Origin of the sequence: Halovibrio sp. HP20-59 (assembly GCF_033052795.2) — a bacterium.
In the GTDB taxonomy this organism is placed as follows: domain Bacteria; phylum Pseudomonadota; class Gammaproteobacteria; order Pseudomonadales; family Halomonadaceae; genus Vreelandella.
Map to the genome: position 1 here is coordinate 276,507 of NZ_JAWJUW020000004.1, position 25,853 is coordinate 302,359.

The window sequence follows — 25,853 nt, forward strand, 5'->3', positions numbered from 1 at the left end:
GTAAGCCAACAGTAGAGTGAACCATCAGGCGCCTTAGGGCGCCTGATCGGCTTCCTGGTCGAGATTTTCCCGCCACGCCATGATTTCCGCAAAGCGTTTTTCCTGACCCAATGCACTCGGCTTAAAGAACGTCGCTTTAGGCAGCTCTTCAGGCCAGCAGTCGTGGGCGCTACCCGCCGGATAGCCGTCTGGCTCGCTGTGCGCATAGCGATACCCTTCACCATGGCCCAGCTGCTCCATCAGCTTAGTGGGTGCGTTGCGTAGGTAAGTCGGCACCTCAACCTGGGGTTGCTGGCGTACGTACTGCTTGGCCTCACTCCAGGCGCGGTCAATACGGTTGCTTTTGGGCGCTACGGCCAAATGAATCGCCGCATGGGCAATTGCACGCTGGCCTTCGTAATCACCCAAGCGCAAGTATGCATCCCAGGCGGCAATCACCAGCGGCAGCGCGCGTGGGTCGGCGTTACCCACATCCTCAGAAGCAATAGCGGTCAATCGGCGCACCACGTCCAACGGGTCGCCACCGCCCTGCATAAAGCGCGCCATATACAGCAGCGCGGCATTAGGGCGGGAGGAGCGTATCGATTTATGAATCGCCGAAAGCAGGTCGTAATAGGCATCGCCCTGTTTATCAAAGGCGCTGGCCTGATGGCCGATCACATCGGCGAGCACCTCTTTATGCAGCACTTCGCGGCCGGCTTCCTGGGTGGCAAAATCGCAGGCGGTTTCCAGTAACCCCAGCGCCCGCCGTGCATCGCCCGCACTGGCGTGGGCTAGTGCGTATAATACCTCGTCATCAACGCTGATATGACGCTTGCCCAGCCCCCGCTCAACGTCGCTGAGAGCCTGGCGCATCACCGTGATCAGCTCCTCCTGGGTGAGCGATTTGAGCACGTAAACCCGCGCCCGAGAGAGCAACGCCGAGTTTACCTCAAACGACGGGTTTTCCGTGGTGGCGCCTATTAGCGTCAACAGGCCGGACTCGACGTGGGGCAATAAAGCGTCCTGCTGGCTCTTGTTAAGACGATGAATCTCATCTAAAAAGAGAATAACCGTTGACGACATTTGTTGAGCACGGTCAACCACGGCACGAAGCTCTTTTACCCCGGCCATCACTGCACTAAGATGCTCCAGATGAGCCTGGGAGGCCCGCGCCAATAGCTCCGCTAGGGTGGTTTTGCCAACGCCCGGCGGCCCCCATAGAATCATTGAGCGCACGACGCCTGATTCCGCCATGCGGCGTAGCGGTTTATCTGGCCCCACCAGCGCCTGCTGACCCACATAATCGTCCAAATGGCGGGGTCGCATACGAAAGGCTAGCGGGGCATCGTCTGCAGGTATCGACTGGGCGCTATCAAAAAGGTCCATGTAAGCTTCCGTTGTAAATCGAGACGTTGAGCAACAATGTACCCACAAGTGTTGATGGTAAACCGTACCTTGGCGAACTACCTTTTGGCGTAACTCTCCACAAAGATACGCTTGCTAGGATAACGCTATAGAGGCATTGTTGATAATAACGTCGGTTACATAAGGCACGTTCTGGGTAAGCTATGCCCTAGTGACAATATGCACTGATTACACGCGCTTATGATCGCATGCCCTTAGCCCGCAAGGCACGACGGTAGGCATGACACAACAAAGGAGACGCTTCAATGTTAAACCAACTGCGTTTAGATCATGCCAACATGGCGAGAATGCTCCACGTGCTTCAGCTTAAGCAGAAAACCCTCGCCCTTGGCGAGCGACCCAATTTCCAGCTGATGCGCGAAGTAGCCGACTATATTTTGACCTATATGGAAAGATTTGCGACGCCGCTTGAGCGCATCTGCGTTGAACGGCTGCAAGCAAAGGCGCCGGAGCATATTGAGCTCACCGAGCAGATGGCCAAGGAGTATCAAGAATTAAAGCCACGCTTACAGCGTCTTGCCAACGACATCGATATGATCCTGATGGATAACGTCCTACCGATGGATCGTTTTACCGATGACCTGAAAGCCTATCTTGAGGCGCATCGGGCCTACCTACGCCGTGAACGCGAAGAGCTATTCCCGCTGATTGATAAACACTTTAGCCAAGACGATATGGAAGAGCTACGTCAAGCCCTGCCCGAAGGCGCTGAGCAGGAGCTGGAGCGACTCCAGCAAGCCTACCCTGAGCTCTATGCTGAGCTGCGCGGGGCCGACGTGCCCACGGTTTAGCTAGCGGCTGACCTGTCGGCAATCGATAAAACAACGGAGCATGCTAAACTAGCCACTCCGTTTTTTTCACAGGCAGAGTCATGAAAGGCCCCGTATTAATTTTTGATTCCGGTGTCGGCGGCCTATCCGTGGCGCAATCGCTGCGTCAACATTACCCTGATGCAGCCCTGTGCTACGCCTGCGATAACGCTTGGCTGCCCTACGGCCTGCGCGATGATGCGACGCTTGCGTTACGTATCGTGGCTGTCTGCCAAGCCGCTGTCGACGCCTGCCAGCCTAGTGTGTTGGTAGTCGCCTGCAATACGGCGAGTACCCTGGCATTAGACAGTTTGCGTCAGCAGTTGGCCATACCTGTAGTGGGCACTGTGCCCGCTATCAAACCCGCCGCAGTGATTAGCCAGACACGCCATATTGGCTTGCTCGCCACCACAGCCACGGTGGGGCGGCCCTATACCCAGCGCTTGATTGATAGCTTTGCCAGCGACTGTGTGATCACCCGTGTGGCTGCCGATGCCCTGGTGGTCGAGGCAGAAGCGTGGCTAGCAGGTATCGCCCCTGACAGCCAACGCATGCAGAACTCATTGGCGCCGCTGTGGCGTGCCGCCGCCGCTTCACCCGCTAACTCAGCAATGGACACTGTGGTGCTGGGCTGCACCCATTTTCCGCTGCTTAAACCCTGGCTGGCGCAACTTGCCCCCGGGCCGCTTTATTGGGTCGATTCCGGCGATGCGATTGCGCGCCGGGTGGCGCAGGTGGTTGATGAGCTTAATAGCGAACAGCAGGATGGCCGCTGCTTTACCACCGCGCCCGCTACCATCCTGACCGCTGGTTTAGCTCGCTATGGCTTTGCGCCACCCCAGTTACTGAATATGAACCACGTCTGATCGAATTGTTAAGAGGAGTAGCCTTGTCTATCCCCGTCGTAGAACCTGAGCGTTATGCCGAACAGCTAGCCGCTAAACGCGACTATCTGGAAACCATGTTTGCCTCTTTCCAGCCACCTGCGTTAGAGGTGTTTGAATCACCGCCGGGTTACTACCGTCAGCGATGCGAGTTTCGTTTATGGCACGAAGAGGATGATCTTTATTACGCCATGTTCGAGGTAGACCCTGATAACCCCAAAAATAAGCGGGTGGTTCGGTTAGATCAATATGCGGTAGCCAGCGAACGCATCAATCAGCTAATGCCGCAGCTGCGCGAGGCCTGCCTTCGCTCTGATGAACTGCGTCGGCGGCTGTTTCAGGTAGAGTTTTTAACCACGCTCTCGGGCGAGGCGTTGGTAACACTGATCTACCACCGTCCCTTAGGCGAGGAGTGGGAACGCGAAGCCCGCGCTCTTGAGGCCGCGTTGGGCATTATGGTGATTGGCCGTTCCCGTAAGCAGCGCATCGTACTTACCCGCGACCACGTATGGGAGCGATTAGAAGTCGATGGCTGCACGCTGCACTACCAACAGGTCGAAAACAGCTTTACCCAGCCCAATGCGCATATCTGCCAGAAAATGCTCAGCTGGGCACGGGAAGTGACCGCCGGTCATCAGCAGGAGGATCTGGTTGAGCTTTACTGCGGCAACGGCAATTTTACCATTGCCCTGGCGGACAACTTCCGCCGCGTGCTGGCAACAGAAATCTCCCGTACCTCGGTGGCCAGTGCCAACATTAACCTGGAAGCCAACGGGGTCACCAACGCGCAGATTGGTCGCATGTCAGCAGAGGAGTTCTCGCTAGCGTTAAAGGGCGAAAAAGCCGGGCGTCGCGTGGCAGAAATGGCGTTGGAAGAGTACGGTTTTTCCACCGTGCTGGTCGATCCGCCCCGTGCCGGTTTAGACGCGCAGAGCTGTGAGCAACTCAGCGAATACGCTCAGATCGTGTATATTTCATGCAATCCGGCTACGTTAGCTGAAAACTTAACCATACTGACCAATACTCATCGGATTGAACGCTTTGCGCTGTTTGATCAGTTTCCGTTTACCGACCACTGTGAGTGTGGGGTGCTATTAAAGCGGCGCACGGTTTAATAAGCACATGGCCTCATGCTTAATGCGGCCTAATGCGTAAACGGTATGCGCCATGAACAACTTGTTAAGTGATTAGGGACATGGCGATAGGTAGCGTAAGCTTGAGGCTTAGAATATTGGCCTAAAGGCCTATTGTCCTTCGTTTTTTGGCCGCGTAACGGCCTAGGCAGTCGAGGTGATGGATGCACTATGTTGCGATTGAAGAGAGTCGGCAAGATCTTTTAAAACAGTTGCAGGAACGGCTAAATGCGCGACTAGATCCCGCTCGCGCGGCGGCGGTGATTGCCTTTGCCCGACACTTTTATGCCACCGTGCCGGTAGAAGACCTGATAGATCGTCGTCTGGACGACCTATACGGCGCAACGCTGTCAATTTGGCAGTTTTTGCAGCACCACGATCCGCAGCAACCCAAGGTAAGGGTATTTAACCCAGATTTTGAAGAACACGGCTGGCAGTCGACACATACCTTCGTGGCGGTGCTGCATGAGGACATGCCGTTTCTGGTCGACTCAGTACGTATCGAACTCAATCGGCGTGGCTTGACGGTGCATGCCATTCAAAATGCTGTGCTGGCAGTTAATCGCGACGACCATCATCAGCTGCAATCGCTAGCCTCTCCGCAAGAAGAACGGGCGCCTGAAACGCGCGAATCCCTGATGGTGGTTGAAGTAGACCGTCACACCGACGAGGCGTTGCTTGAGAAAATCGAAAGCAATCTAAATGACGTGCTTCGCGATGTGCGCACCGCCGTGGTCGATTACGACGCCATGTGCGCGAAAATCACCGAGTCGATCCAAGAGCTGGAAAAAAACTGTCCGCCACAGATCGACCCCGACGACCACGAAGAGGCGATTGCCTTCCTCGAATGGCTGCTCAAAGACAACTTCACTTTCCTGGGTTACGACGAATACCTGCTCGAAGAGGGCGAGTTAAGGCGCGATGCTGACAGTGTGCTGGGTGTCTTTCGTTTGGATCAACCACGCTATTGTGAGCGTATTCGCACCGAAGAAGGTGTCGGAGAGGAAAACGCTTACGTGCTGGTGCCGCAACTGCTGTCGTTTGCCAAGAGCGCCCATCACTCGCGGGTGCATCGTCCTACCTACCCTGATTACATTACCGTTGATCGCTACGACGACGACGGCATGGTCATCGGCGAGCGGCGCTTCTTCGGCTTGTTCACCGCGACGGTGTACAACGAGTCGCCGCGTAATATTCCACTGCTGCGCCGCAAGCTAAAGGCGGTGATGGATATCGCCGGGTTTAATCCACAGGGACATAACGGCAAGCAGCTGTTACAGATTCTGGAAGTTTACCCCCGCGATGATTTGTTTCAGATTGAGACCGAATCACTGGCTAGCACCGCGCTGGGCATTCTCAATATCCGCGAGCGCCGCCAGGTGCGGCTGTTTATTCGTGCTGATGTCAGCGGCAAGTTTTACTCCTGCTTGGTGTTTGTTCCCCGCGACGTGTTCTCTACGGATCTGCGTCAGCGGATTCAAAACGTGCTGTGCGATGAACTAGACGCACACTTTGGTGATTTCAATACCTACTTGTCCGAGTCGGTGCTGGCGCGTATTCAATTGATTCTGCGCTTTAACGGCGATGCGCCTAGCGACTACGACCTTAAACGCCTGGAAAGCAAAGTAGCGAAGTTGGCGCGTAGCTGGCGGGACGAATTGCATAACGCCATGATCGAAGGCTTCGGCGAAGAACGCGCGAATTTGCTGATGGATCAGTTTCGTGAGGCGTTTTCGGCGAGCTACCGGGAAGACTTCTCTGCGCGCACCGCGGTGTTCGACGTTCAGCACCTGCTAACACTGGACAGCGAGAACGACCTCTCGCTGTCGCTGTATCGGTCGTTAGAAGAGCAGGGTGGCGGCGTTAACCTGAAGCTGTTTCATCGCGAATCGCAGATCCCGCTTTCCGATGTGTTGCCGATGATGGAAAACCTTGGCCTGCGTGTGATTGGCGAGCGTCCCTACGATATCAGCGCGCCTGAGCAGCGCTACTGGATTCACGATTTTGAACTCGAACACAGCGGGGCGGATGTCAGTCTGGGCGATATGCGCGACGTGTTTAGCGAAGCTTTTAAGCGCATTTGGGCCGGCGAAGCTGACAATGACGCCTTTAACCGGCTGATTATCGGGGCAGGGCTGGACTGGCGTGAAGTGGCGATGCTGCGCGGCTATGCTCGCTATTTAAAACAGATCCGCTTCGGCATGTCTCAGAACTATATCGCGTCCACGCTGACCAACTATCCGGCCATTACCCGTGAGTTGGTGGCGCTGTTTAGCCTGCGCTTTGATCCTGACCAGCAGAGCCACGCCACCGATGATTGTATTGCAAGCTTAAATGAGCAGTTAGAAGGCGTTGCCAGCCTTAACGACGACCAGTTACTGCGCCGCTTTATGGAACTGATTCTTGCTACGCTGCGCACCAACTATTACCAGCTTGCCGAAGACGGACGCTTTAAAGACTATATCGCCTACAAGCTTGAGCCCTCCAAAGTGACCGGCATGCCCAAGCCGCGGCCGATGTTTGAGATTTTTGTCTGCTCGCCACGGATCGAAGGTGTGCACCTGCGCGGTGGCAAAGTCGCCCGTGGTGGGCTGCGCTGGTCTGACCGCTTTGAAGATTATCGCACGGAAGTATTGGGGCTGGTGAAAGCGCAGCAGGTGAAGAACGCGGTAATCGTCCCGGTCGGCGCCAAAGGCGGTTTTGTCTGTAAACGCATGCCGGACAATGCCAGCCGTGACGTCCTCCAGAAAGAGGGCATCGCCTGCTACCAAATCTTTATCCGTGCGCTGCTCGACGTGACCGATAATCTGGTGGGAAGCGAGGTGGTGCCGCCGGAAAACGTTGTGCGCCACGATGAGGACGACGCGTACCTGGTCGTAGCGGCCGACAAAGGCACTGCTACTTTCTCGGATATTGCCAACGCTATCTCCCTGGAGTACGGCCACTGGCTAGGCGATGCGTTTGCCTCTGGCGGTGCCAACGGTTACGACCATAAGAAAATGGGCATCACCGCGCGCGGCGCCTGGGAGTCGGTTAAGCGGCACTTTAAAAATCTTGATGTGGATACCCAGCGCGATCCGTTCAGCGTGCTAGGCATCGGCGATATGGCCGGCGATGTGTTTGGTAACGGCATGCTGCTCTCTGACAAGATTCAACTGGTGGGTGCTTTCAACCACCTACACATCTTTGTTGACCCCAACCCAGATGCCGAGGCAGCCTTTGCCGAGCGTAAACGGCTGTTTGCGCTGCAACGCTCCAGTTGGGAAGATTACAGTCAGGAACTGATCTCTGCGGGTGGCGGTATCTTTAGCCGCAGCGCAAAATCGATCACCATCACACCGGAAATGCAGCAGGTATTCGGGATCGTTGAAGAGCGTCTTTCGCCCAACGAACTTATCCGCGCGATGCTCAAATCCAAGGTTGACCTGATCTGGAACGGTGGTATCGGCACCTACGTCAAAGGTTCTGACGAAACCGACGCTGATGTGGGCGACAAAGCCAACGACACTCTGCGCATTAACGGCAATGACTTAAACTGCCGTGTGGTCGGCGAGGGCGGTAATCTCGGCTTAACCCAGCGCGGGCGTATGGAAGCCGCCGCCAAGGGCGTGCGAGTGTATACCGACTTTATTGACAACGCGGGCGGCGTCAACTGCTCCGACCATGAGGTCAATATCAAAATTCTGATTGATGAAGTGGTCAAGCGCGGCGATATGACCGACAAGCAGCGCAACCAGCTATTGGCGGAAATGACCGACGAAGTCTCAGAGCTGGTCATTTTGGATAACTACCGCCAAAGCCAGGCGCTGGATCTGTCGGCTATTCTCTCTAACCAATCGCTAGGCCCTTATCGCCGCTTTATCAGCGAGCTAGAGGCCGTTGGGCAAATTGATCGCGAGCTGGAGTTTTTGCCCACCGATGAAGTGCTGAGAGAGCGCGCCAGTAACGCTCAAGGGATGCGCCTGCCGGAGCTGTCGGTGCTGATCTCCTACGCCAAGAGCACCTTGAAGGGCGATTTGATTACCTCTGAGGTGCCGGACGACCCGTATATTCATCGTCATTTAGAGCGGTTGTTCCCCTCGGTGCTGGTTGAGCGCTTCAAAGACGAGATGTACGAGCACCGGCTAAAGCGTGAAATTGTCGCCACCCAAGTCGCCAACGACCTGGTCGACCACATGGGCATCGTGTTTGTCCGCCGCTTAATGGACTCCACCGGTGTCGGGCGCGCTGACATTGCCCGCGCCTATATCGTGGCACGGGATAGCTTCAACTTGCCGGGTCTGTGGGCGCAAATTGAGGCCCTGGACAATCAGGTGCCCAACCGCGTTCAGTACTCGATGATGCTCGATCTGATGCGCCTGATACGTCGCGCCACGCGCTGGTTTGTGCGTCAGCACCTGGGGCTTTCAACCCAAGATACTATCGTGTATTTCGCTCCACGCTTGGCGCAACTGCAAGAAGGCATTGGTGAGCTGCTCAGTGGTGAGGAGTTGAGCGCCTGGAATACCCGGCGCGACGAGCTGTTGGAAGCGGGTGTGCCGGAAGCCTTGGCATCCACTGTCGCGGCATCATCGAGTCTCTACGCCGGGCTTGGGATTATCCAAGCGGCGCGGCTGATCAATGAAAAACCTCAGCGGGTGGCAGAGGTGCTGTACGAGATTGGCAATCGCTTAGAGCTACCGTGGATGATTCAGCAGGTCAACCAGCTCGAAGTGCGTGACGGCTGGCAAGCTCAGGCCCGTGAGACTTTCCGCGACGATATTGAGCGCCAGCAGCTAGCCCTGACGATAAGCGTCTTGAAGCTTGATACCGGTAGCCGTGATACCGAGGAGCGGGTAGCGCAGTGGTTGGATCAGCATGCCGACCTGCATAGCCGCTGGTGTCGTCTGATTGAAGAGGTGCGTGGTGGTAGTGAAGGCGGCTTTGCGCTCTTCGCCGTTGCGGTACGCGAGCTGGTGGACCTCGCTGAGAGCGATGGCGAAGCGTAAACCTGCCTAGTTAGCTCGCTTTATTAAAGCGTGTCTCTTTGTTTAAAGCGTGCCTTGGGTTCTCCACCAGGGCGCGCTTTATTGCGTTATACTGGCGGTCGTTTTCAACTCCGCGTCCGTTTTGACCTCGCTTTAAGAGAATCGCCATGTACAACCTCGCTCGCTCGCTGTTTTTTCGCGTTGATCCTGAAAAGTCTCACGGTATGGCGCTGGGCGCGTTGGATGCGCTGTATCGTGTCGGTGGGGTGGCGCGGCTATTTGGCAAGCCAGTCGATGCGCCTGTTGAGCTGATGGGGCTGCGGTTTTCCAATCGCGTTGGGCTCGCCGCCGGGTTGGATAAGAACGCTGACCATCTGGATGCTCTGGGCGCGCTGGGGTTTGGCTTTATCGAAGTGGGCACGGTGACGCCTAAGCCACAGCCGGGCAACCCCAAGCCCCGGCTGTTTCGCTTAGCGCAGCATGAGGCGATCATCAACCGCTTTGGCTTTAACAACAAAGGCGTGGCGCATCTTATCCAGCAGGTTAAGCAGCGCCACTACCGCGGCATTGTGGGCATCAATATTGGTAAGAACCTCACCACCCCGGTCGAGCAGGCGCTGGATGACTACCTGGTCTGTTTAGACGCCGTGCACCCCTACGCGGATTACATTGCCGTTAATGTCTCCTCCCCGAATACCCCGGGGCTGCGTACTTTGCAGTTCGGCGAACAGCTGGATGCGTTGCTGGGCCCTATTCGGGCACGTGCCACAGAACTCAATGCCCAAGCGGGCCGCAACGTGCCGCTGCTGATTAAGATCGCCCCGGATATGAGTGCTGAAGAAGTCGCCCTGATGGCGGGAAGTATCGAGCGCAACGTCCTGGATGGTGTGATTGCCACCAACACGACGGTTTCCCGTGAGGCGGTGCAGGGCGATCCTCAGGCAGAGGAGGCCGGTGGGCTGTCAGGAAAGCCGGTGTTTGAAGCGTCTAATCGGGTGATTCGCCAACTGCGTGAACACTTGCCCACGCTGCCGATTATCGGCGTTGGCGGTATCGATAGCGTGGCTGCCGCCCAGGCTAAAATTGCCGCAGGTGCAGATTTAGTACAGCTCTATTCAGGCCTGATTTATCAAGGCCCGAGGCTGGTAGGCGAATGCGCCAGCGCGCTGGCGTCCCAGCCACTGGAACGCCAGCCGCTAAAAAGCCCACACGAAGGTGGGCTCACTTAAAATCTTTCTTTTTTACAGCCTTGAAAAATAAAACGTTAGGCCGTGACTAAGGGATTTTTGTGGATGCCGGAAATGCCGGTCATTCCATCCCATTGGTCACCGCGGCCTTCACGCCAACCGCTCATCCAGTATTCGCGTAAATTGATATCTTGACTCGGGCAGTCATCCCGGGAGCGACCCGTCAGACCCGCTTTGTAGCCGTGAACATAAGCACGCTGGAAGCGGTCACGTTTTTGTCGTTTCATTGGCTAACCTCTTTTCTCGAAAGTCTTTTTTTCACAAAAGCCTTTGATAAGAAATAGGATGTTGTCGAAGCCTTAGTGTCAAAATAGGTAGGTGTTAATTAAATTAGCACCCAATAGGCTCGAAAACACAACTATTCCGAGAGCTTGCTTCAAGAGCGAGGCCCCGCATCGACGTAGTTGTCTAGCACTCACGAGCTGAACGGGTCGAGCGGTGATCTCTTACCAGTCGAAGGTCTGCTTTAGGAACGCATCCTTTTAGAACTCAGACTGGCAACGCATGCGTTTTTCAGTAGCTACTCTCTTATTGTTAGACCATGATGGGGTCATCTGTCGACTACCAAATTGTCATAAAACGTAAACTCATTTGTTATATACAGGAATTTCGCGCCTTTACGCGCCGCTATTATCATGATCGAGTCGAACCAAAATACCGTTTTAAACCTGCTAGCCACCTGCCCTAAAGGCATAGAAGGCCTGCTCCACGATGAACTCATAGCGCTGGGTGCCACGCCGGGCAAGACAACTGTGGCCGGTGTGTATTTTACCGCCAACCAAGCGACCGCCTATCGCGTCTGCTTGTGGTCGCGATTGGCCAATCGGGTTATTTTAACCCTGGTGCGCGAGTCGATGATCGACACCGCCGAGCAGGTGCGTGATGTAGTCGTGCGTATCGCGTGGTCCCAACACTTGGCGCCGGGCAATACGCTGGCGGTGGATTTTCACGGACGCAGTGAACATATTCGCCATACCCGCTTTGGCGCGCAGACCGTTAAAGACGGCGTGGTCGATGCACTGCAGCTGGCCGGGCAGGAACGCCCTAACGTGGATACTAAAACCCCGCATCTGCGTATCTACGCCCACTTGCACCGGATGAACTTAACCATCGGCCTGGATCTCTCTGGTGAAAGCCTGCACCGCCGGGGGTATCGCCGGGATGTAGGTCATGCACCGCTAAAAGAGAATTTGGCGGCAGCCCTATTGGTGCGCGCAGGCTGGCCCGAGCGCCTCAAGGCAGGTGAGCCGTTGATTGACCCACTTTGCGGTGCAGGCACGCTGCTGATCGAAGCCGCCATGATGGCCGCCGATCAGGCACCGAACCTGAACCGTGAACGTTTCGGTTTTCACGGCTGGGCAGGACACGATGATGCCGCGTGGCGTGAACAGAAGCGTGAAGCCGAAGCGCGCGCGTCGATCGGTAGAAAACGCTGCAAGGTTCAGCTATTAGGCTTCGATCAGAGTCCGGCGGCACTCACTGCGGCGAAATCCAATGCCATGCGGGCGGGTATTCCTGCGTTGATTAGCCTTCACGGACAGAGCTTAGGCCAGCTTACCCGGCCAGAAACGCTCACCGCTGAGAGGGGCCTGCTGATCACCAACCCGCCTTACGGCGAGCGCCTGGGTGAATTGCCTGAGCTGGTGCGTCTCTACGCCCAGCTGGGTGATAAAGCTAAAGCGCTGTTCCCCGGTTGGACCCTGGCAGTGTTTACCGGCAACCCGGACTTAGGCCACCGGCTGGGGATGCGTGCGCACAAACAGTACGCGCTTAAAAACGGTGCCTTGGATGCCAAGCTGCTGCTTATGGAGGTTGGTGGCGCCGAGCATCCGCCTGTCGCTAGCGAAACAAAGCCCGTTCAGAGCGAGAGCGGTGCAGAGGCGACGCCTAGTGAAGAGGCTAGTGAAGAGCAAGCCGCTCACAAAAACCAAGACAATGCCCAGATGTTTGCCAATCGGCTGATCAAAAATCAGAAGCGCTTGAAAAAATGGCTAAAGCAGAGCGGCGAAACCAGCTATCGCGTGTATGACGCCGATATGCCCGAGTACGCTTTGGCGGTGGATCGCTACGGTGACCGTGTACACGTGCAAGAGTACGCGGCGCCCAGTTCGATCAACCCGGCCCAAGCGCAAAAGCGCTTGTACGATGCCCTGGAAGTCATGCCCGAGGCGCTTAACGTTGACGCCAGTAAGATCTATATCAAACGCCGCGAGCGCCAAACCGGTAGCGCCCAATACCAGAAGCGTGCTGCCAGCGGTGAGCGGTTTGAGGTGCAGGAAGGCGAAGCACGGCTATGGGTGAATCTGCGCGACTATCTCGACACCGGGCTGTTTCTTGACCACCGCCCTGTACGGCGCATGATTGGCGAAATGGCCAATGGCAAGCGCTTTTTAAACCTGTTCTGTTACACCGCCACGGCAACGGTGCAGGCAGCATTAAGCGGCGCCAGCGATAGCGTGAGTGTGGATATGTCCAACACCTACCTGGAGTGGGCCAAGGACAATTTTGCGCTGAATAAGCTCGATACACGATTGCATCGTGTGGTTCGCGACGACTGTTTCCGCTGGCTGGAAACCGCCAACGCCGAGTTTGACCTGATCTTTATGGATCCGCCGACGTTCTCTAACTCCAAGAAAATGCGCGACACGCTCGACGTGCAGCGTGATCACCCGCGGCTTGTGGAGCTGGCCATGGCGCGCTTGGCACCCGGTGGCACCTTGGTATTTTCTAATAATCAGCGGCGCTTTAAACTCGATGAGGCACTCAGCGAGCGCTACGCGGTAGAGGACATCACCGGGCGCAGTTTCGACCCCGATTTCCAACGGCGCACCAACTTACACCACGTATTCCTACTTCGTCATAAGGTGTCATAAGAGAGTTAGTATGAAAAAAGCTAGTATGAAGAAAGCTAGTATGAAGAGACCTTCAGCATGATTCAGCTATCGCTATACACAACGATGGGCTGCCACCTGTGCAGCCAACTAGAGGCTCTGGTAGCCGCACTGGCGAATCAAAAGGTGTGGTTGCACCACATCGAGATTAGCGACGACGACGCGCTAGTAGAGCGCTACGGCGTGCGGATACCGGTGTTGGCGGATAGTGACGGCAGTGAGCTGGATCGTGGCTTTGAGCTGGAACGATTAAGTGCCTGGTTGCGCGAGCGCGGTTGGCTGGATGAAGCAGCGCTGGAAGCGTTTACAGCACCGCCAGAGATCACAGCGCCTAAAGGCGCCCACGAGCGTGACGGGCGGCGTTTCTTAAGTTAGCAAAAAGCATGGAGCGAGTGCGCTAGGCTTAAAGTACATCCAGTAAAGATAGTTGGCGCATGGCTTCCTTGCCCTCAGGAGTGTGATCGGCCACTTCCAGTACCTTGCGAAAACCTCGTGAGGACTGGATAGTGGTTTCATCTTCCAGCCACATATGGGCTTGTTCCAGCGTATCGGCTAGCTGATGTTTCAGACCGCCAAACTGCGTGCCGATTTGGCCCCAGGCGCGGCTGAAAATCCAGTCACCAAACATATCCTGGTGAATATGAACCAACACATAGTCATGGTTGGTTTCCCAGCGTACGATCACAACACTCTCCTTACTTAGCTTTTAAAAGATAGCCTTTAAACACGCCTGCCCATCAAGTCGTCGCGGGCGTATTGTAAAGCCCGGATACCCAAACGCCTATGAAACTTGTCATCGACGCCAATATCCCCGCTGCCGAACGCTGCTTCGGCCATTTTGGTACGCTCATCCGCGTGCCTGGGCGGGAGATAAACGCCGCCCACCTACAGGATGCCGATGCGCTCATCGTGCGTTCGATTACCCAGGTCAACGATAAACTGCTTGCTGGTAGCGCCGTGCGCTTTGTTGGTACTTGCACCATCGGCACGGACCACATTGATCAGGCAGCGCTTGCCCAGCGCGGTATCGCCTTCGCCAGCGCGCCAGGCTGCAACGCCGAAGCGGTGGTTGATTATGTGCTGAGCAGCTTGCTAACGCTGGCGGAACGCAATGGTTGGGCGCTGATCAATCGCACTGTGGGGATTGTAGGGGTAGGCAATGTGGGCAGCCGCTTGCAGGCGCGGCTCGATGCCATGGGCGTGGCAACGCTGGTCTGTGACCCGCCCAGGGCTGAGAAGGAGGGTCGGGCTGGATTTCGCTCTTTAGATACCCTGATCGAGCGCTGTGACGTGCTCTGCCTGCATACACCCTTGACCCGCGACGGCCCCTACGCTACCTACCAACTGCTCAATGCTCAGCGTATCGATGAGCTGGCCCCGGGTTGCGTGCTGCTGAATGCCGGGCGTGGCGATTGCGTGGATGGCTTAGCGCTGCGTAGCCGTTTGGCGGGCAAGGGCGATATCAGTGCCATCTTGGACGTGTGGGAAGAGGAGCCTGATATCGACGCTGGCTTGCGTGATCTTGCCCCGTTGGCAACACCGCATATTGCCGGACATAGCCTGGATGGCAAACTACGCGGCACCTGGATGATTCAGCAGGCACTGGCTCACCACGGCGGTCAGCCAAGTGATCTAACGTTTGCCGATATTTGCCCACCGCCCGCGCTGGCCTGGCTGCATTTGCAGCGCGCACTGCCCCCGGAAGATGCTCTGCGGCTTTGTATGAGAGCGGTGTATGACGTGCGCCGCGACCACGATGCGCTGCAGCGCCAAACCCAGCAGCACGGCATGCGCAAAGGCTTTGATGACTGCCGCGCCAACTACCCGCTAAGGCGCGAATTCGCCACGCTCAACGTGGAGTTGTCTGGGGAGGCGGTCGTTCTGGAAGGCCTGTTGCGTGGTGCAGGGTTCAGCGTCAGTAGCCGCGTTGAGGAGAGCAAGCACTGATAAATGTGCGGCTACTTATCAATTGCTCGTTGTGCTCCTGATTTACTAGTGAGCTAGGCATCAAAACTCTCTGGCTAAATCTTGATGTTTATACGGCAAAGCCGTATATTTCAGTGATGTTATTTATCGAAACGTCTACCTTCACCAAGCTATTACCGAGCTACCTTACGGATGAGGAATACCGTGGGCTGCAAACATATCTATTGCAGAAACCGGGACGCAGGCGACCTCATAAAGGGCTCGGGTGGTGTGCGTAAGGTGCGTTGGGCGTCGGAAGGTTCTGGAAAGAGTGGTGGTATCAGAGCTATCTACTACTGGAAGAAGTCTGACCACGAGATATGGATGCTCACGCTGTACAGCAAATCGGAGCGCGCCAGTATTTCTGGGCATACGCTCAAGCAGATCGCGGAGGCCATCAAAAATGGTTGATAGAAATCTTGGGACAGAGATTCTCGACGGCATTAATGAAATTAAGCAGTTTAAGAAAGGCAACGTAGCTCTGCGAAATAATCAGTTAGCAGAGCCCTCACCGCCAAAAATGATTCGGTTAAAATTGAAACTGACACAATCAGCATTTGCAGGTCTTATGGGGGTAAGCATACGTACTCTTCAAGATTGGGAGCAAGGTCGAAGAGAGCCACAGGGCCCGGCGGTTGCACTTTTACGTATTGCTGAGCAGCATCCGGAAGTCTTTGAACAACTTCACTGAACTGTGCTGTGGAAAACAGTAAGGCCCGCAGATGCGGGCCTTAAACGTATGGCACTTCTAAAAAAGCTTACTGACGATAAGCGGCTTCTTTTAGCGCACGGATACGCTCATCCAGCGGCGGGTGGCTGGCAAACATTTTCTCTACCAGCGAGCGCGTTTGGCCTTTGGTGATGGCCATGGCGCGCAGTGTATCCGGCATTTGATCTGGCATTTCGGTTTCAGTTTTCAAGCGCGCTAGCGCACTGACCATGGCGTTGGTGCCTGCTAACCGCGCGCCTGCTTCGTCGGCGCGGTATTCACGATAGCGCGAGAACCAAGCGACGATAGCCGAGGCCAAAATACCAAACACAATCTCAGCAACCATGACCACTGCGAAGTAGCCCATAAAGCCCAGGCCGCCGCCACCCTCGCTGCGGCTGCGTAGGAAATTATCGACCAAGTGGGCCACTACCCGGGCAAAGAACATCACAAAGGTATTCACCACGCCTTGGATCAGCGCCAGGGTGACCATATCGCCATTAGCCACGTGACCAATTTCGTGGGCCAGTACCGCACGTACTTCTTCCGGTCGCATGCGGTTCAATAAGCCTGCTGAAACGGCCACCAGCGCATCGTCTTTGTTCCAGCCGGTGGCGAAAGCGTTGGACTGCTGGGCGGGGAATATACCCACTTCCGGGGTTTTGATGCCAGCCTCGTGGGCGAGTTCGGCGACGGTATCCAGCAACCACTGTTCGGTGGTGTTGGAGGGCGTTTCGATGATCACCGTGCCGGTACTGCGCTTGGCCATCCATTTAGAAATCAACAGCGAGATGATGGAACCCGCCATGCCGAAGATAAAGCAGAAAATCAGCAGGTTGGTGAAGTTAATGCCCTGACCGCGCAGATACCCCTCAACGCCGAGTAGGCGCAGGGTAATGCTGGCGACCAGCAAGACCGCTATGTTGGTGGCTAAAAACAGCAAAATTCGCATCATGGTGGGGATTCTCCCTTAAGGTTCATCGAAGCGTTGCTAGAATAATGGTTTAGATACGTGCTGTTGATGGCTGTTTCAAGTCATCGCGGTTTTTTAAATCACCCGTTACTTACTGGCGATAGCGCGATAAGAAATTGGCAAAGCGGTCGAGTGCATCACCTAGCTGATCCGCCCAGGGCAGCGTCACAATGCGCACATGATCGGGCTCGGGCCAGTTAAAGGCCGTCCCCTGCACCAGCAAGATTTTTTCCTGCAGTAGTAGATCCAGTACCAGTTGCTGATCGTCTTTGATGTTAAACACCTTGGGATCGAGCCGCGGAAACGCATAGAGCGCGCCTTTAGGCGTGACACAGGAAACGCCGGGGATCGCATTTAGTTTCTCCACGGTGATATCGCGCTGGGCCAGCAGTCGCCCGCCGGGTAGGATTAAATCATTGATCGACTGATAGCCCCCCAGTGCTGTTTGAATCGCGTGCTGGGCAGGCACGTTGGCGCATAGCCGCATGGAGGCCAACATGTTCAGTCCCTGGATATAGTCCTTGGCGTTAAGCTTGGCCAACGTGCCGGAAATGGTCATCCAGCCGGAGCGGAAACCCGCACAGCGGTAGCTTTTGGAGAGACCGTTCATGGTGATCACCAGTTGGTCATCGTCCGCCAGCGCGCCGGTGGCCGTATGCTCGACGCCGTCATACAAAATCTTGTCGTAAATCTCGTCAGAGAACACCACCAGATTGTGCTGTTTGGCGATCGCCAACACCTCTTTCACCACGGCAGGTGGATACACCGCGCCGGTGGGGTTATTGGGGTTAATCAGCACAATCGCCCGGGTGTGGCTGGTGATCTTGGCGCGAATATCCGCCATGTCGGGCGTCCAGTCCGCCTGTTCGTCGCACAGGTAGTGCACTGCGTGACCGCCGGAAAGGTGCGCGGCCGCCGTCCAGAGTGGGTAGTCCGGGGCGGGGATCAGCACTTCGTCGCCGTCGTTGATCAACGCCTGCATGGCCATCACGATTAGCTCAGAGACGCCGTTGCCGATGAAGATATCTTCTATACCCACGCCGGGAATCTGTTTGCGCTGGCACTCCTGCATGATCGCTTTACGCGCGGAGTAGAGCCCTTTGGAGTCGCAGTATCCCTGGGCGGTAGGCAGGTTACGCATCACATCCTGGAGAATCTCTTCCGGGGCTTCAAAGCCAAACGGCGCGGGGTTGCCAATATTGAGCTTGAGAATCCGCTGGCCTTCTTCTTCCAAGCGCTTGGCGTGGTCGAGTACCGGGCCGCGAATGTCGTAGCAGACATTGTGCAACTTGTGCGATTTCTTCAACGGCTGTGATTCGTGCGACTGCGGGGTGTCCATGAGGTGTTTGTCCAAAAGTGGCCCAAAAGTGTCCAACGCGATAGTTCCTCCTATGACGCCCAACAGCGTAGGAGTACTTTAAGCTATTATGCGTCGGAAAGTGCTTGATTGTCTTCGTCGTTTTGCACGGGCGGCGGTGGAATATCCGCGGGGGTTTCCAGCGTCAGTCGGCCGAGTTTGCCATCGCGTAACTCGTGGAGCAGCACTTCCGCGCCGCGGTGCAGGTCCACTGCGCCGCCGGGGCGAAGACCGCCCCGGCGGGCAGCAATATCTTTTAAGATGGCGTTACCGTCGAAGCCGGCAATAGCGAGAAAATCGGGCTTTTTCGGGCCATCCGCATCGATGTCATGGGGAATGTCTGGTGCGGCGTAAGGCGGCAGCTCTTTGAGCTTGTAGCGGACGGTGAGCGCTTCGGGATAGCGCTTGGCAAGCTCGGCGCTGGTGATAATGGCCACATCGGTGTATTCAATAGCGGTATCGCGGATGGCGCCGGTCGCAGCGAGGCGATAGGCGCTTGCCTGATCTTCAATTTTGGGCCATAGCACCCCAGGCGTGTCGGTAAGTGCCACGCGTCCATCGATGCGCACCTTTTGTTGGCGCTTGGTCACTGCGGGCTCGTTGCCGGTTTTGGCAATCTTGCGCCCGGCTAGGCCGTTAATTAGTGTGGATTTTCCGACATTCGGTATACCCATCACCATCACGCGTACATCCCGGTCGGCGCGCACGGCACCGGCCAGCTCATGGCACAGCTTGGGAATCTTCTTTAATTCACGTGTGTTGGTGGTGGTGACGGCCAATGCGCGCATGTTCTCTTGGGCGTCAAAAAAGGCCACCCATTCGGCCGTCCGCTCCGGGTCAGCAAGGTCCGCACGCGAGAGAATTTTCAGCACCGGCTTATGGCGGGTTAGCTCGGCCAGCATCGGGTTGGCGCTAGAGTAGGGTAGACGCGCGTCGAGCACCTCGATCACGACGTCGATCTCTGGCAGCACCTCCGCAATCTGGCGGCGGGCCTTGTTCATATGTCCTGGAAACCAGCCGAGCATGGACCTCTCCTACAAGCACAAAAAAAGCGGGCTGCCATTATAGCAGCCCGCCGGACTTAACGCTGATTACTCGTCAGGATGAAATTCCAGTGACACTGAGTTAATGCAGTAGCGCAAGCCGGTGGTCTCCGGTGGCCCATCGGGAAAGACATGGCCCAGGTGGGCATCGCAGTGGGAGCAGACCACCTCGGTGCGCTGCATGCCAAGGGTCGTGTCGGTATGCTCTTCCACATGACGGTTACCTAGGGGCCGGTCAAAGCTTGGCCAGCCGCAGCCAGCATCAAACTTATGTTCGTTCTCAAACAGTGGCGCATTACAACATACGCAGTGATAAATACCCTGCGCATCGCGCACCTGATAGTCGCCGGTAAAGGGGCGTTCGGTACCTTTCTCACGTGCCACCCGATACTGCTCAGGGGTTAGTTGCTGTTGCCATTCTTCAGGGGATTTTTCGATTTTCGCCATGGGGTTCTCCTCTCCCTCTGGTTTGCCGCTCTTCAGAGGCTTTATAAGCAGACTAGCTTAACACTCCTTGGAGAGACAGCGAGTGGCCTTCTCAAGTTCAGCATGCTGAAAACGGCCAGGAGAATGCTTACACGCTGGCTGCGCCGCCGTTACTGCGCGGGTCGTGGGCGCTCTCTATCAGCCCATCTGGATGATGCACAATACCGCCCGCATGGCCCATGGTGTCGCTAAATGCCTCGGGTAGCACTTCCACATCGTGGCCCGCTGTGGCCAGGGCGGTGACCACAGCGTCGTCAAAACGTCCTTCGAGCTTTAGATTAGTGCTGGTTTCCCCCCAGGTACGCCCTAATAGCCAGCGGGGGGCGGTAATTGCCTGCTGGAGCGGCATGCCATGCAGCGCATAGCGCGAAAACACCGCCGCCTGGGTTTGCGGCTGGCCTTCACCGCCCATGGTGCCGTAGACCATCGTGCGGCCATCGTTAAACCGCGCAAGTGCCGGGTTCAGCGTATGGAACGGTTTGCGCCCAGGGGCTAAGGCGCGCAGGTCGTCGGGGTTGAGCGAAAAACTGATGCCGCGGTTTTGCCATAGTACGCCGCTTTCCGGCAGCACCACACCGCTGCCAAACTCCCAATAGATGCTCTGGATAAAGCTCACCGACCGTCCTTCGCGATCGACAGTGCCCATCCAAATGGTATCGCCAGGGGCGGGTTCGTGAGGCCAGGGCAGGGCGTGCTGTGGGTCGATTTGAGCCGCCTCTAAGCCGATGTTCTCTGCGCTGAGTAAATCCTGCAGCGGTGTCGGCACGCGGCCGGGGTCGGTTACGTTTTGGTCACGTAGTATAAAGGCGCGTTTGGTTGCCTCAATCAGCCCGTGCAAATGGTCAAAACCGTTAGGCTCGGCAGCTTTTAAGCGATCGTAGATGCCCAAAATCATTAATGAAGCCATACCCTGGGTAGGTGCGGGCAGGTTGTACAGAGTGGCATCCTGGAGCGTTACTTCCAACGGTGTGACCTGTTGGGCGCGATAGGCGTGAAAGTCGGCCAGCCTTAGCGGGCTGCCTACAGCCTCTAAATCCCTCGCCATGCTGGCGGCCAGTTCACCGCGGTAGAAGTCGTCTAAACCCGCTTCCGCCAAGCGCTTAAGTGTGGCGGCCAAGCGTGGTTGGCGCAGCCGTTCGCCTTCACGGGGAACTTGTCCGTTGAGCAGTAGGGCGTCACTAAAGCCGGGGCTCTGGGTCAAACGTTGCTGGTGTTTAGCGGTAAGCGTTTCCTGGCTTTGCGTGACGGCGATACCCACCTCGGCATGATGAATGGCATCGGCTAGAAGTGTGGTGAGGGGAAGGGGATCGCTCCACATTGACGCAACGTTTAGCGCCTCCTGCCAGCCGCCAATGGTGCCCGCCATGGTGAGGGCCGCCTTAGGGCCGCGCTCAGGGATGTGTGTTTCACCGGCGTAGAAATGTGCGTCGGCTAATCCTGCTGCTGGGCCGCAGGCGTCAATGGCAATGGGCGCTTTACCCGGCTCATGAATTAACCAGAAGCCATCGCCGCCCAGAGCGTTCATATGCGGATAAACCACCGCAATGGCAGCAGCGGCTGCGACCATGGCTTCCACCGCGTTACCTCCCTGTTTAAGCACATCTCGCCCGGCGCTGGCAGCTAGGTGATGAGGGGCGACGCAGCTGCCGCCGTAACTACGTTGGGTGTGGAGCATATTTGAATCCTTATTGTTAAATAAATGCTAAGGCAGATCGTTACCAGCCAATTGCCTCGGGCAACCAGGTGGCAATGCTGGGGAAGATAAACACTAACGCCACAGCCAGAAACTGAAGACCAATAAACGGCAGGGCACCTTTGTAAATATCCAGCGTGGAAACCTCTTTGGGAGCTACCCCCTTGAGGAAAAACAGTGCCCAGCCAAAAGGCGGGGTAAGAAACGAGGTTTGCAGCACCAAACCCACCAAAATACCCAGCCACACCATATCGACGCCCATCTGGACAAAGAAAGGCAAAAATAGCGGTAAGGCAATATAGCTGATCTCAATCCACTCCAGGAAGAACCCCAGTACAAACATCAGCAGTAGCATAAACAGCATCGCGCCTAGCTCGCCACCGGGCACCCAGTCGAACATACGGGCAACCAAATGCTCGCCGCCCAAGCCGCGGAATGCCAGTCCGAATACTTGTGCGCTGATCAAAATAAAAAATACCATCGCCGAGATGACCAGCGTTGCCTTGGCGACTTCTTTGAGCAGTGCAACAGTTAGCCGCCCAGAGCACGTCACAATCACCAATGCCCCTAGCGCCCCCATGGAGGCCGCCTCAGTGGGGGCAGCAATACCGCCAATAATCGAGCCTAATACCGCAAACACCAAGCCCACCGGTGGGCCCACCACGGTGATCACTTTGCCTATCAACTGGCGCTTGCTCATTGCCGCACGTTCCTCAAAAGGAATCGGTGGCATCAGGTCGGGATAAAGCTTAGCGATCACCAGAATGGCAATAATATACACGGCCGCTAGGGTTAGTCCCGGCACCATGGCCGCTGCGAACATCGTACCCACCGATTCACCGAGAATTTCTGCCAGCAGAATCAGCACCAGGCTGGGTGGAATAATCTGACCCAAGGTGCCAGAAGCGCAAATCATGCCGGTGGCCAGGGTTTTAGGGTAGCCGCGGCGTAGTAGGGTAGGCAGTGTGAGTAAGCCAAGGGTGACAATAGTGGCGCCAACAATCCCTGTGGCAGCGCCCAAGAGCACGCCAACTAAGATAATCGCCACGCCCATGCCACCTGAAATACCGCCAAACAAATGGCCGATCACATCAATCAACTCTTCAGCCAGCTTCGACTTTTCTAGCATTACTCCCATAAATACAAACAGCGGAATGGCCATAAAGGTGTAATTGGTAACCACGCCGTAAATACGTGACGGCAGTAGATTAAACAGCATCGGACCAAAGCCAATATAGCCAAAGAAAAAAGCCGTGGCCGCGATGCTGATGCCCACCGGGATACCAATTAGCAGGAACACAAAAAAAGCCACGATCATGCCGATCGCTAGCCATTCATTGGGAGACATGTGTTATTCACCTCGTGTGGGCAGGACGAAAATCTGGCGCAGCGCGTGGGCCAGCCCTTGTAGTGCGAGAAGGGCAAAGCCAAACGGAATCAGCGATTTGAGTAGCCAGCGCATAGGCAGGCCGCCGGGGTTGGGCGATGCCTCGCCGCGAGCAAAAGATTGGGCAATCCAGGGCAGCGTCAGCCAGGCGATATATAGCCCCATGACCAGCAGCAATAGCCCGCCGATGACTTCTATCACCCGTTTCACACCGGCCGGAAAACGCTCGTAGAAAACGTCCACGCGCACCTGCTCGCCTGTCAGTAGCAAATACGACATGCCAAACAGGGCGATAGGCGAGATCAAGTGCCACTGCAGCTCCTGAAGCCATACCGCACCGAAGTCAAACACGTAGCGCATCAATACGTCGCCAGCGACGAGCAGGACTAATGCCACGCAAGTCCAGGCGGCGATCCAGCCAAATAGCCGAACCACCGCCTCAACTCCGTGGACAAACGTTGCCACGGTGCGCATATCAGACTCCGATAATATCGTTTAAAAACGCTCGTTCACTGGCACCCGCCCAGAGGTCATGATTGGCTTTAAACGCCATGTAACTGTCGTGCACCTTGCGCACTAGCGGGTCGGCATTGGCTTGGGTAGAAAGTGTGTCCATGGTGGCCTCGCGAAGTGCCGCAATGACCGGTTCGGGTAGCATGCTAGCGGTAACCCCTTCGTTCTCTACCAGGTCCGTCAGCGCTTCACCATTAACGGCTTCAGACCATGTCAAACTCTCCAGGCAGGCGGCCATACAAGCGGTTTTGACAATCATCTGCAGGTCTTCGGGCAGGCTGTCCCAATGGGATTTAGAAATCAGCAGCTCGCCAGTGGTAGCCGGTTCATGCCAGCCAGTGGTGTGGTAGAACTTGGCGGCGTTATGCAGCCCCATGCGGCGGTCCTGGAAGGGGCCGACAAACTCGGCTGCATCAATCACGCCACGTTCCAGGGCTGGGAAGATTTCACCACCGGGCAGTACGCGGGCATCGACGCCCAGCGAGGAATAGACCTGGCCTGCTAAGCCAGGGACGCGCATGCGCAGGCCGTTAAGCTGGCTAATATCCTCAATCGGTTCGCGGAACCAGCCGGTCATCTGTACACCGGTGTTGTTCAGCGGGAAGGCCACCATGCCGTACGGCTCATACACTTCGTGCCAAAGCTCCAAACCGCCGCCGTGATAAAGCCACGCCATATGGCCCATAAAGCTCATGCCAAACGGCACGGTAGTGAAGTATTGAGCGGCAAAGGTGGTGCCTGACCAAAAGTAGCTATTGGCGGCATTCATTTCGATGGTGCCGCTTTGAACGGCTTCGAAGCCTTCAAAGGCCGGGATGAGTTCGCCGGAGGCAAAATGTTGAATATTGAGTCGCCCGCCGGACATGGCGTTAATTTTGGCAATGACATCGGTGGGGCTGCCAGGGCCCTCCACGTAGAAGGGCGAGCCGGGTGGGTAGGCGTTGGTCATACGCCAATTAAAACTCTCGGCGGACTGCGCACGGGCGATAGACGGCGCGCCCAATACAAGGCCTGCGGTCGAGGAAACAGCAGCTGTGGTTAGAAACTTGCGACGGGATAAGGACATAGCACACCTCATTAAGGGGGAATTGTTCAGCAAGGCAACATAATGAGATAGCAAGGGGTGTGCCAAAAAAAATCGATTTTATTTTAAATAAAAGATTTTAAGGGTTTTGTCGGTCTCTAACAACAATGCTAATGATAAGAAAAATAACCGCCTGCACCGTTATAGCGCTTGATGAGTGCGCAGGGCACCCTCGGTGTGCACGCTACCAGAGGAGAAACTACTTTTTAGAGGCAGGTGGTTGAAAGTGGGTCAGTTAGCCAAGTGGTAGCGGAGTGCTTGACAGCACAATAAGCACTGAGTAACATACGCGCCACCTCGATGAGGCAATGCAACGTCCCATTCGTCTAGTGGTCTAGGACACCGCCCTTTCACGGCGGTAACAGGGGTTCGAACCCCCTATGGGACGCCACTTATTTTGAAGAATTAGTTTTTTCATAATAAGCGGCCGTCAGGGTTATCGGAATGCGGGAATAGCTCAGTGGTAGAGCATCGCCTTGCCAAGGCGAGGGTCGGGAGTTCGAATCTCCTTTCCCGCTCCACACGTCCCATTCGTCTAGTGGTCTAGGACACCGCCCTTTCACGGCGGTAACAGGGGTTCGAACCCCCTATGGGACGCCACTTCCGATAGATTGATTAAGTGTTCTATAAGCGGGAATAGCTCAGTGGTAGAGCATCGCCTTGCCAAGGCGAGGGTCGGGAGTTCGAATCTCCTTTCCCGCTCCAGTTTTGATGGTGTGGTAAAGAGTATTGCCTTATCAGGGCAAGGGTCGGGATCTGGTGCGCCAGTCCGATCGATCTCCTTTCCCGCTCCAGTTTCGATATACCTATATAGTCCCATTCGTCTAGTGGCCTAGGACACCGCCCTTTCACGGCGGTAACAGGGGTTCGAACCCCCTATGGGACGCCATCTTGCTTTAATAAGCAGTGCTGTTTGTGTTGCGGGAATAGCTCAGTGGTAGAGCATCGCCTTGCCAAGGCGAGGGTCGGGAGTTCGAATCTCCTTTCCCGCTCCATTTCGACAGCCTATAGCTCACCTTCTCCGCGAAGCCTCTACTATCTAAAACTTCTCCGATTTCACTGCTTTATATGCAGTCTTCGTCAGTGCTCCCTCCTGTCAGGCTATCCTCGTCGTTCTAAATCATGTGAAGCTTGCCGCTTTCATGTTGGCAGTTAGGCATCTTATTAATTTGAAGATAAGCCGTTAACTGACGCTATCACTTTCTATTACTTTCTATTGCCGTCAGCGCCGGTCTCCACTGAGGCACGGCGCGGTGTGCGTTCACAACCAGAGCGCACGCATATGTGATCCACGACAATATGCAA

General features: G+C 55.9%; 21 protein-coding genes and 6 tRNA genes. 16 read left to right on the top strand and 11 right to left on the bottom strand.

The window, feature by feature from the left end:
- Positions 1-33: 33 nt before the first annotated feature.
- Positions 34-1,368 carry a replication-associated recombination protein A gene (locus tag RZA33_RS06970; RefSeq protein ID WP_317507130.1) on the bottom strand — a complete coding sequence of 445 codons (1,335 nt, stop codon included), beginning with the start codon at positions 1,366-1,368 and terminating at the stop codon, positions 34-36.
- 284 nt (positions 1,369-1,652) lie between these two features.
- Between RZA33_RS06970 and RZA33_RS06975 the strand changes: the two genes are divergently transcribed.
- The 5 genes from RZA33_RS06975 (at position 1,653) to RZA33_RS06995 (ending at position 10,429) form a co-directional block, all read left to right on the top strand.
- On the top strand, positions 1,653-2,198 hold the full coding sequence (locus tag RZA33_RS06975; protein WP_317507131.1) for a hemerythrin domain-containing protein: 546 nt from the start codon (positions 1,653-1,655) through the stop codon (positions 2,196-2,198).
- Between the two features lie 80 nt (positions 2,199-2,278).
- Complete coding sequence (murI, locus tag RZA33_RS06980) at positions 2,279-3,082, top strand: glutamate racemase (protein WP_317507132.1); 804 nt, start codon at positions 2,279-2,281, stop codon at positions 3,080-3,082.
- A gap of 23 nt (positions 3,083-3,105) precedes the next feature.
- Positions 3,106-4,215, top strand: a complete 1,110-nt coding sequence (gene trmA, locus RZA33_RS06985; RefSeq protein ID WP_317507133.1) for a tRNA (uridine(54)-C5)-methyltransferase TrmA — start codon at positions 3,106-3,108, stop codon at positions 4,213-4,215.
- Positions 4,216-4,397: 182 nt separating this feature from the next.
- A complete protein-coding gene (locus RZA33_RS06990; protein ID WP_317507134.1) occupies positions 4,398-9,221 on the top strand; it encodes an NAD-glutamate dehydrogenase in 4,824 nt (1,607 codons plus the stop codon).
- Positions 9,222-9,367: 146 nt separating this feature from the next.
- Entirely contained in the window at positions 9,368-10,429 is a 1,062-nt protein-coding gene (locus tag RZA33_RS06995; protein WP_317507135.1) for a quinone-dependent dihydroorotate dehydrogenase, read from the top strand.
- A 35-nt stretch (positions 10,430-10,464) separates the two neighbouring features.
- Here the strand turns inward: RZA33_RS06995 and rmf are convergent, their stop codons facing one another.
- A complete protein-coding gene (rmf, locus tag RZA33_RS07000) occupies positions 10,465-10,674 on the bottom strand; it encodes a ribosome modulation factor (protein ID WP_317507136.1) in 210 nt (69 codons plus the stop codon).
- Positions 10,675-11,082: 408 nt separating this feature from the next.
- Between rmf and rlmKL the strand changes: the two genes are divergently transcribed.
- Entirely contained in the window at positions 11,083-13,320 is a 2,238-nt protein-coding gene (rlmKL, locus tag RZA33_RS07005) for a bifunctional 23S rRNA (guanine(2069)-N(7))-methyltransferase RlmK/23S rRNA (guanine(2445)-N(2))-methyltransferase RlmL (protein WP_317507137.1), read from the top strand.
- Between the two features lie 57 nt (positions 13,321-13,377).
- The gene (locus RZA33_RS07010; RefSeq protein WP_317507138.1) at positions 13,378-13,713 is read left to right on the top strand and encodes a glutaredoxin family protein; all 336 of its coding nucleotides are present in this window, start codon (positions 13,378-13,380) and stop codon (positions 13,711-13,713) included.
- 28 nt (positions 13,714-13,741) lie between these two features.
- Here RZA33_RS07010 and RZA33_RS07015 read toward each other — a convergent pair whose 3' ends face one another.
- Complete coding sequence (locus RZA33_RS07015; protein WP_317507139.1) at positions 13,742-14,023, bottom strand: hypothetical protein; 282 nt, start codon at positions 14,021-14,023, stop codon at positions 13,742-13,744.
- 98 nt (positions 14,024-14,121) lie between these two features.
- On the opposite strand from RZA33_RS07015, the gene pdxB reads away from it, so the two are divergent.
- The 3 genes from pdxB to RZA33_RS07030 all read left to right on the top strand — a co-directional run bounded on the left by pdxB (position 14,122) and on the right by RZA33_RS07030 (position 15,994).
- The gene (pdxB, locus tag RZA33_RS07020; protein ID WP_317507140.1) at positions 14,122-15,285 is read left to right on the top strand and encodes a 4-phosphoerythronate dehydrogenase PdxB; all 1,164 of its coding nucleotides are present in this window, start codon (positions 14,122-14,124) and stop codon (positions 15,283-15,285) included.
- Between the two features lie 171 nt (positions 15,286-15,456).
- Positions 15,457-15,714, top strand: coding sequence for a type II toxin-antitoxin system RelE/ParE family toxin (locus tag RZA33_RS07025; protein WP_416337852.1), 258 nt, complete (start codon positions 15,457-15,459; stop codon positions 15,712-15,714).
- Positions 15,707-15,994, top strand: coding sequence for a helix-turn-helix domain-containing protein (locus RZA33_RS07030; protein WP_317507141.1), 288 nt, complete (start codon positions 15,707-15,709; stop codon positions 15,992-15,994). The genes RZA33_RS07025 and RZA33_RS07030 overlap by 8 nt, the downstream gene beginning before the upstream one ends.
- Before the next feature lie 67 nt (positions 15,995-16,061).
- Here RZA33_RS07030 and htpX read toward each other — a convergent pair whose 3' ends face one another.
- The 8 genes from htpX to RZA33_RS07070 form a co-directional block, all read right to left on the bottom strand.
- Positions 16,062-16,967 (bottom strand): protease HtpX, encoded by a 906-nt coding sequence (htpX, locus tag RZA33_RS07035; protein WP_317507142.1) that lies wholly within the window; start codon positions 16,965-16,967, stop codon positions 16,062-16,064.
- A 109-nt stretch (positions 16,968-17,076) separates the two neighbouring features.
- Positions 17,077-18,324, bottom strand: a complete 1,248-nt coding sequence (locus tag RZA33_RS07040; protein ID WP_317507143.1) for a pyridoxal phosphate-dependent aminotransferase — start codon at positions 18,322-18,324, stop codon at positions 17,077-17,079.
- Positions 18,325-18,410: 86 nt separating this feature from the next.
- Positions 18,411-19,367: a ribosome biogenesis GTPase YlqF gene (ylqF, locus tag RZA33_RS07045; protein WP_317507144.1), complete on the bottom strand. Its 957-nt coding sequence runs from the start codon at positions 19,365-19,367 to the stop codon at positions 18,411-18,413.
- Between the two features lie 66 nt (positions 19,368-19,433).
- On the bottom strand, positions 19,434-19,832 hold the full coding sequence (msrB, locus tag RZA33_RS07050) for a peptide-methionine (R)-S-oxide reductase MsrB (protein ID WP_317507145.1): 399 nt from the start codon (positions 19,830-19,832) through the stop codon (positions 19,434-19,436).
- A gap of 127 nt (positions 19,833-19,959) precedes the next feature.
- Positions 19,960-21,546 (bottom strand): gamma-glutamyltransferase family protein, encoded by a 1,587-nt coding sequence (locus RZA33_RS07055; RefSeq protein WP_317507146.1) that lies wholly within the window; start codon positions 21,544-21,546, stop codon positions 19,960-19,962.
- 40 nt (positions 21,547-21,586) lie between these two features.
- Positions 21,587-22,912: a TRAP transporter large permease subunit gene (locus RZA33_RS07060; RefSeq protein ID WP_317507147.1), complete on the bottom strand. Its 1,326-nt coding sequence runs from the start codon at positions 22,910-22,912 to the stop codon at positions 21,587-21,589.
- A gap of 3 nt (positions 22,913-22,915) precedes the next feature.
- Positions 22,916-23,425: a TRAP transporter small permease subunit gene (locus RZA33_RS07065; protein ID WP_317507148.1), complete on the bottom strand. Its 510-nt coding sequence runs from the start codon at positions 23,423-23,425 to the stop codon at positions 22,916-22,918.
- 1 nt (position 23,426) lies between these two features.
- On the bottom strand, positions 23,427-24,530 hold the full coding sequence (locus tag RZA33_RS07070) for a TRAP transporter substrate-binding protein DctP (protein WP_317507149.1): 1,104 nt from the start codon (positions 24,528-24,530) through the stop codon (positions 23,427-23,429).
- A 333-nt stretch (positions 24,531-24,863) separates the two neighbouring features.
- Here RZA33_RS07070 and RZA33_RS07075 point away from each other — a divergent pair.
- From RZA33_RS07075 to RZA33_RS07100, 6 genes are all read left to right on the top strand, one after another.
- Positions 24,864-24,939, top strand: a tRNA-Glu gene (locus tag RZA33_RS07075).
- 55 nt (positions 24,940-24,994) lie between these two features.
- Positions 24,995-25,069 (top strand) — tRNA-Gly (locus RZA33_RS07080).
- Between the two features lie 3 nt (positions 25,070-25,072).
- A tRNA-Glu gene (locus RZA33_RS07085) sits at positions 25,073-25,148 on the top strand.
- A gap of 30 nt (positions 25,149-25,178) precedes the next feature.
- A tRNA-Gly gene (locus RZA33_RS07090) sits at positions 25,179-25,253 on the top strand.
- Positions 25,254-25,361: 108 nt separating this feature from the next.
- Positions 25,362-25,437 (top strand) — tRNA-Glu (locus RZA33_RS07095).
- 31 nt (positions 25,438-25,468) lie between these two features.
- Positions 25,469-25,543: transfer RNA gene (locus tag RZA33_RS07100), tRNA-Gly, on the top strand.
- Positions 25,544-25,853 lie beyond the last annotated feature (310 nt).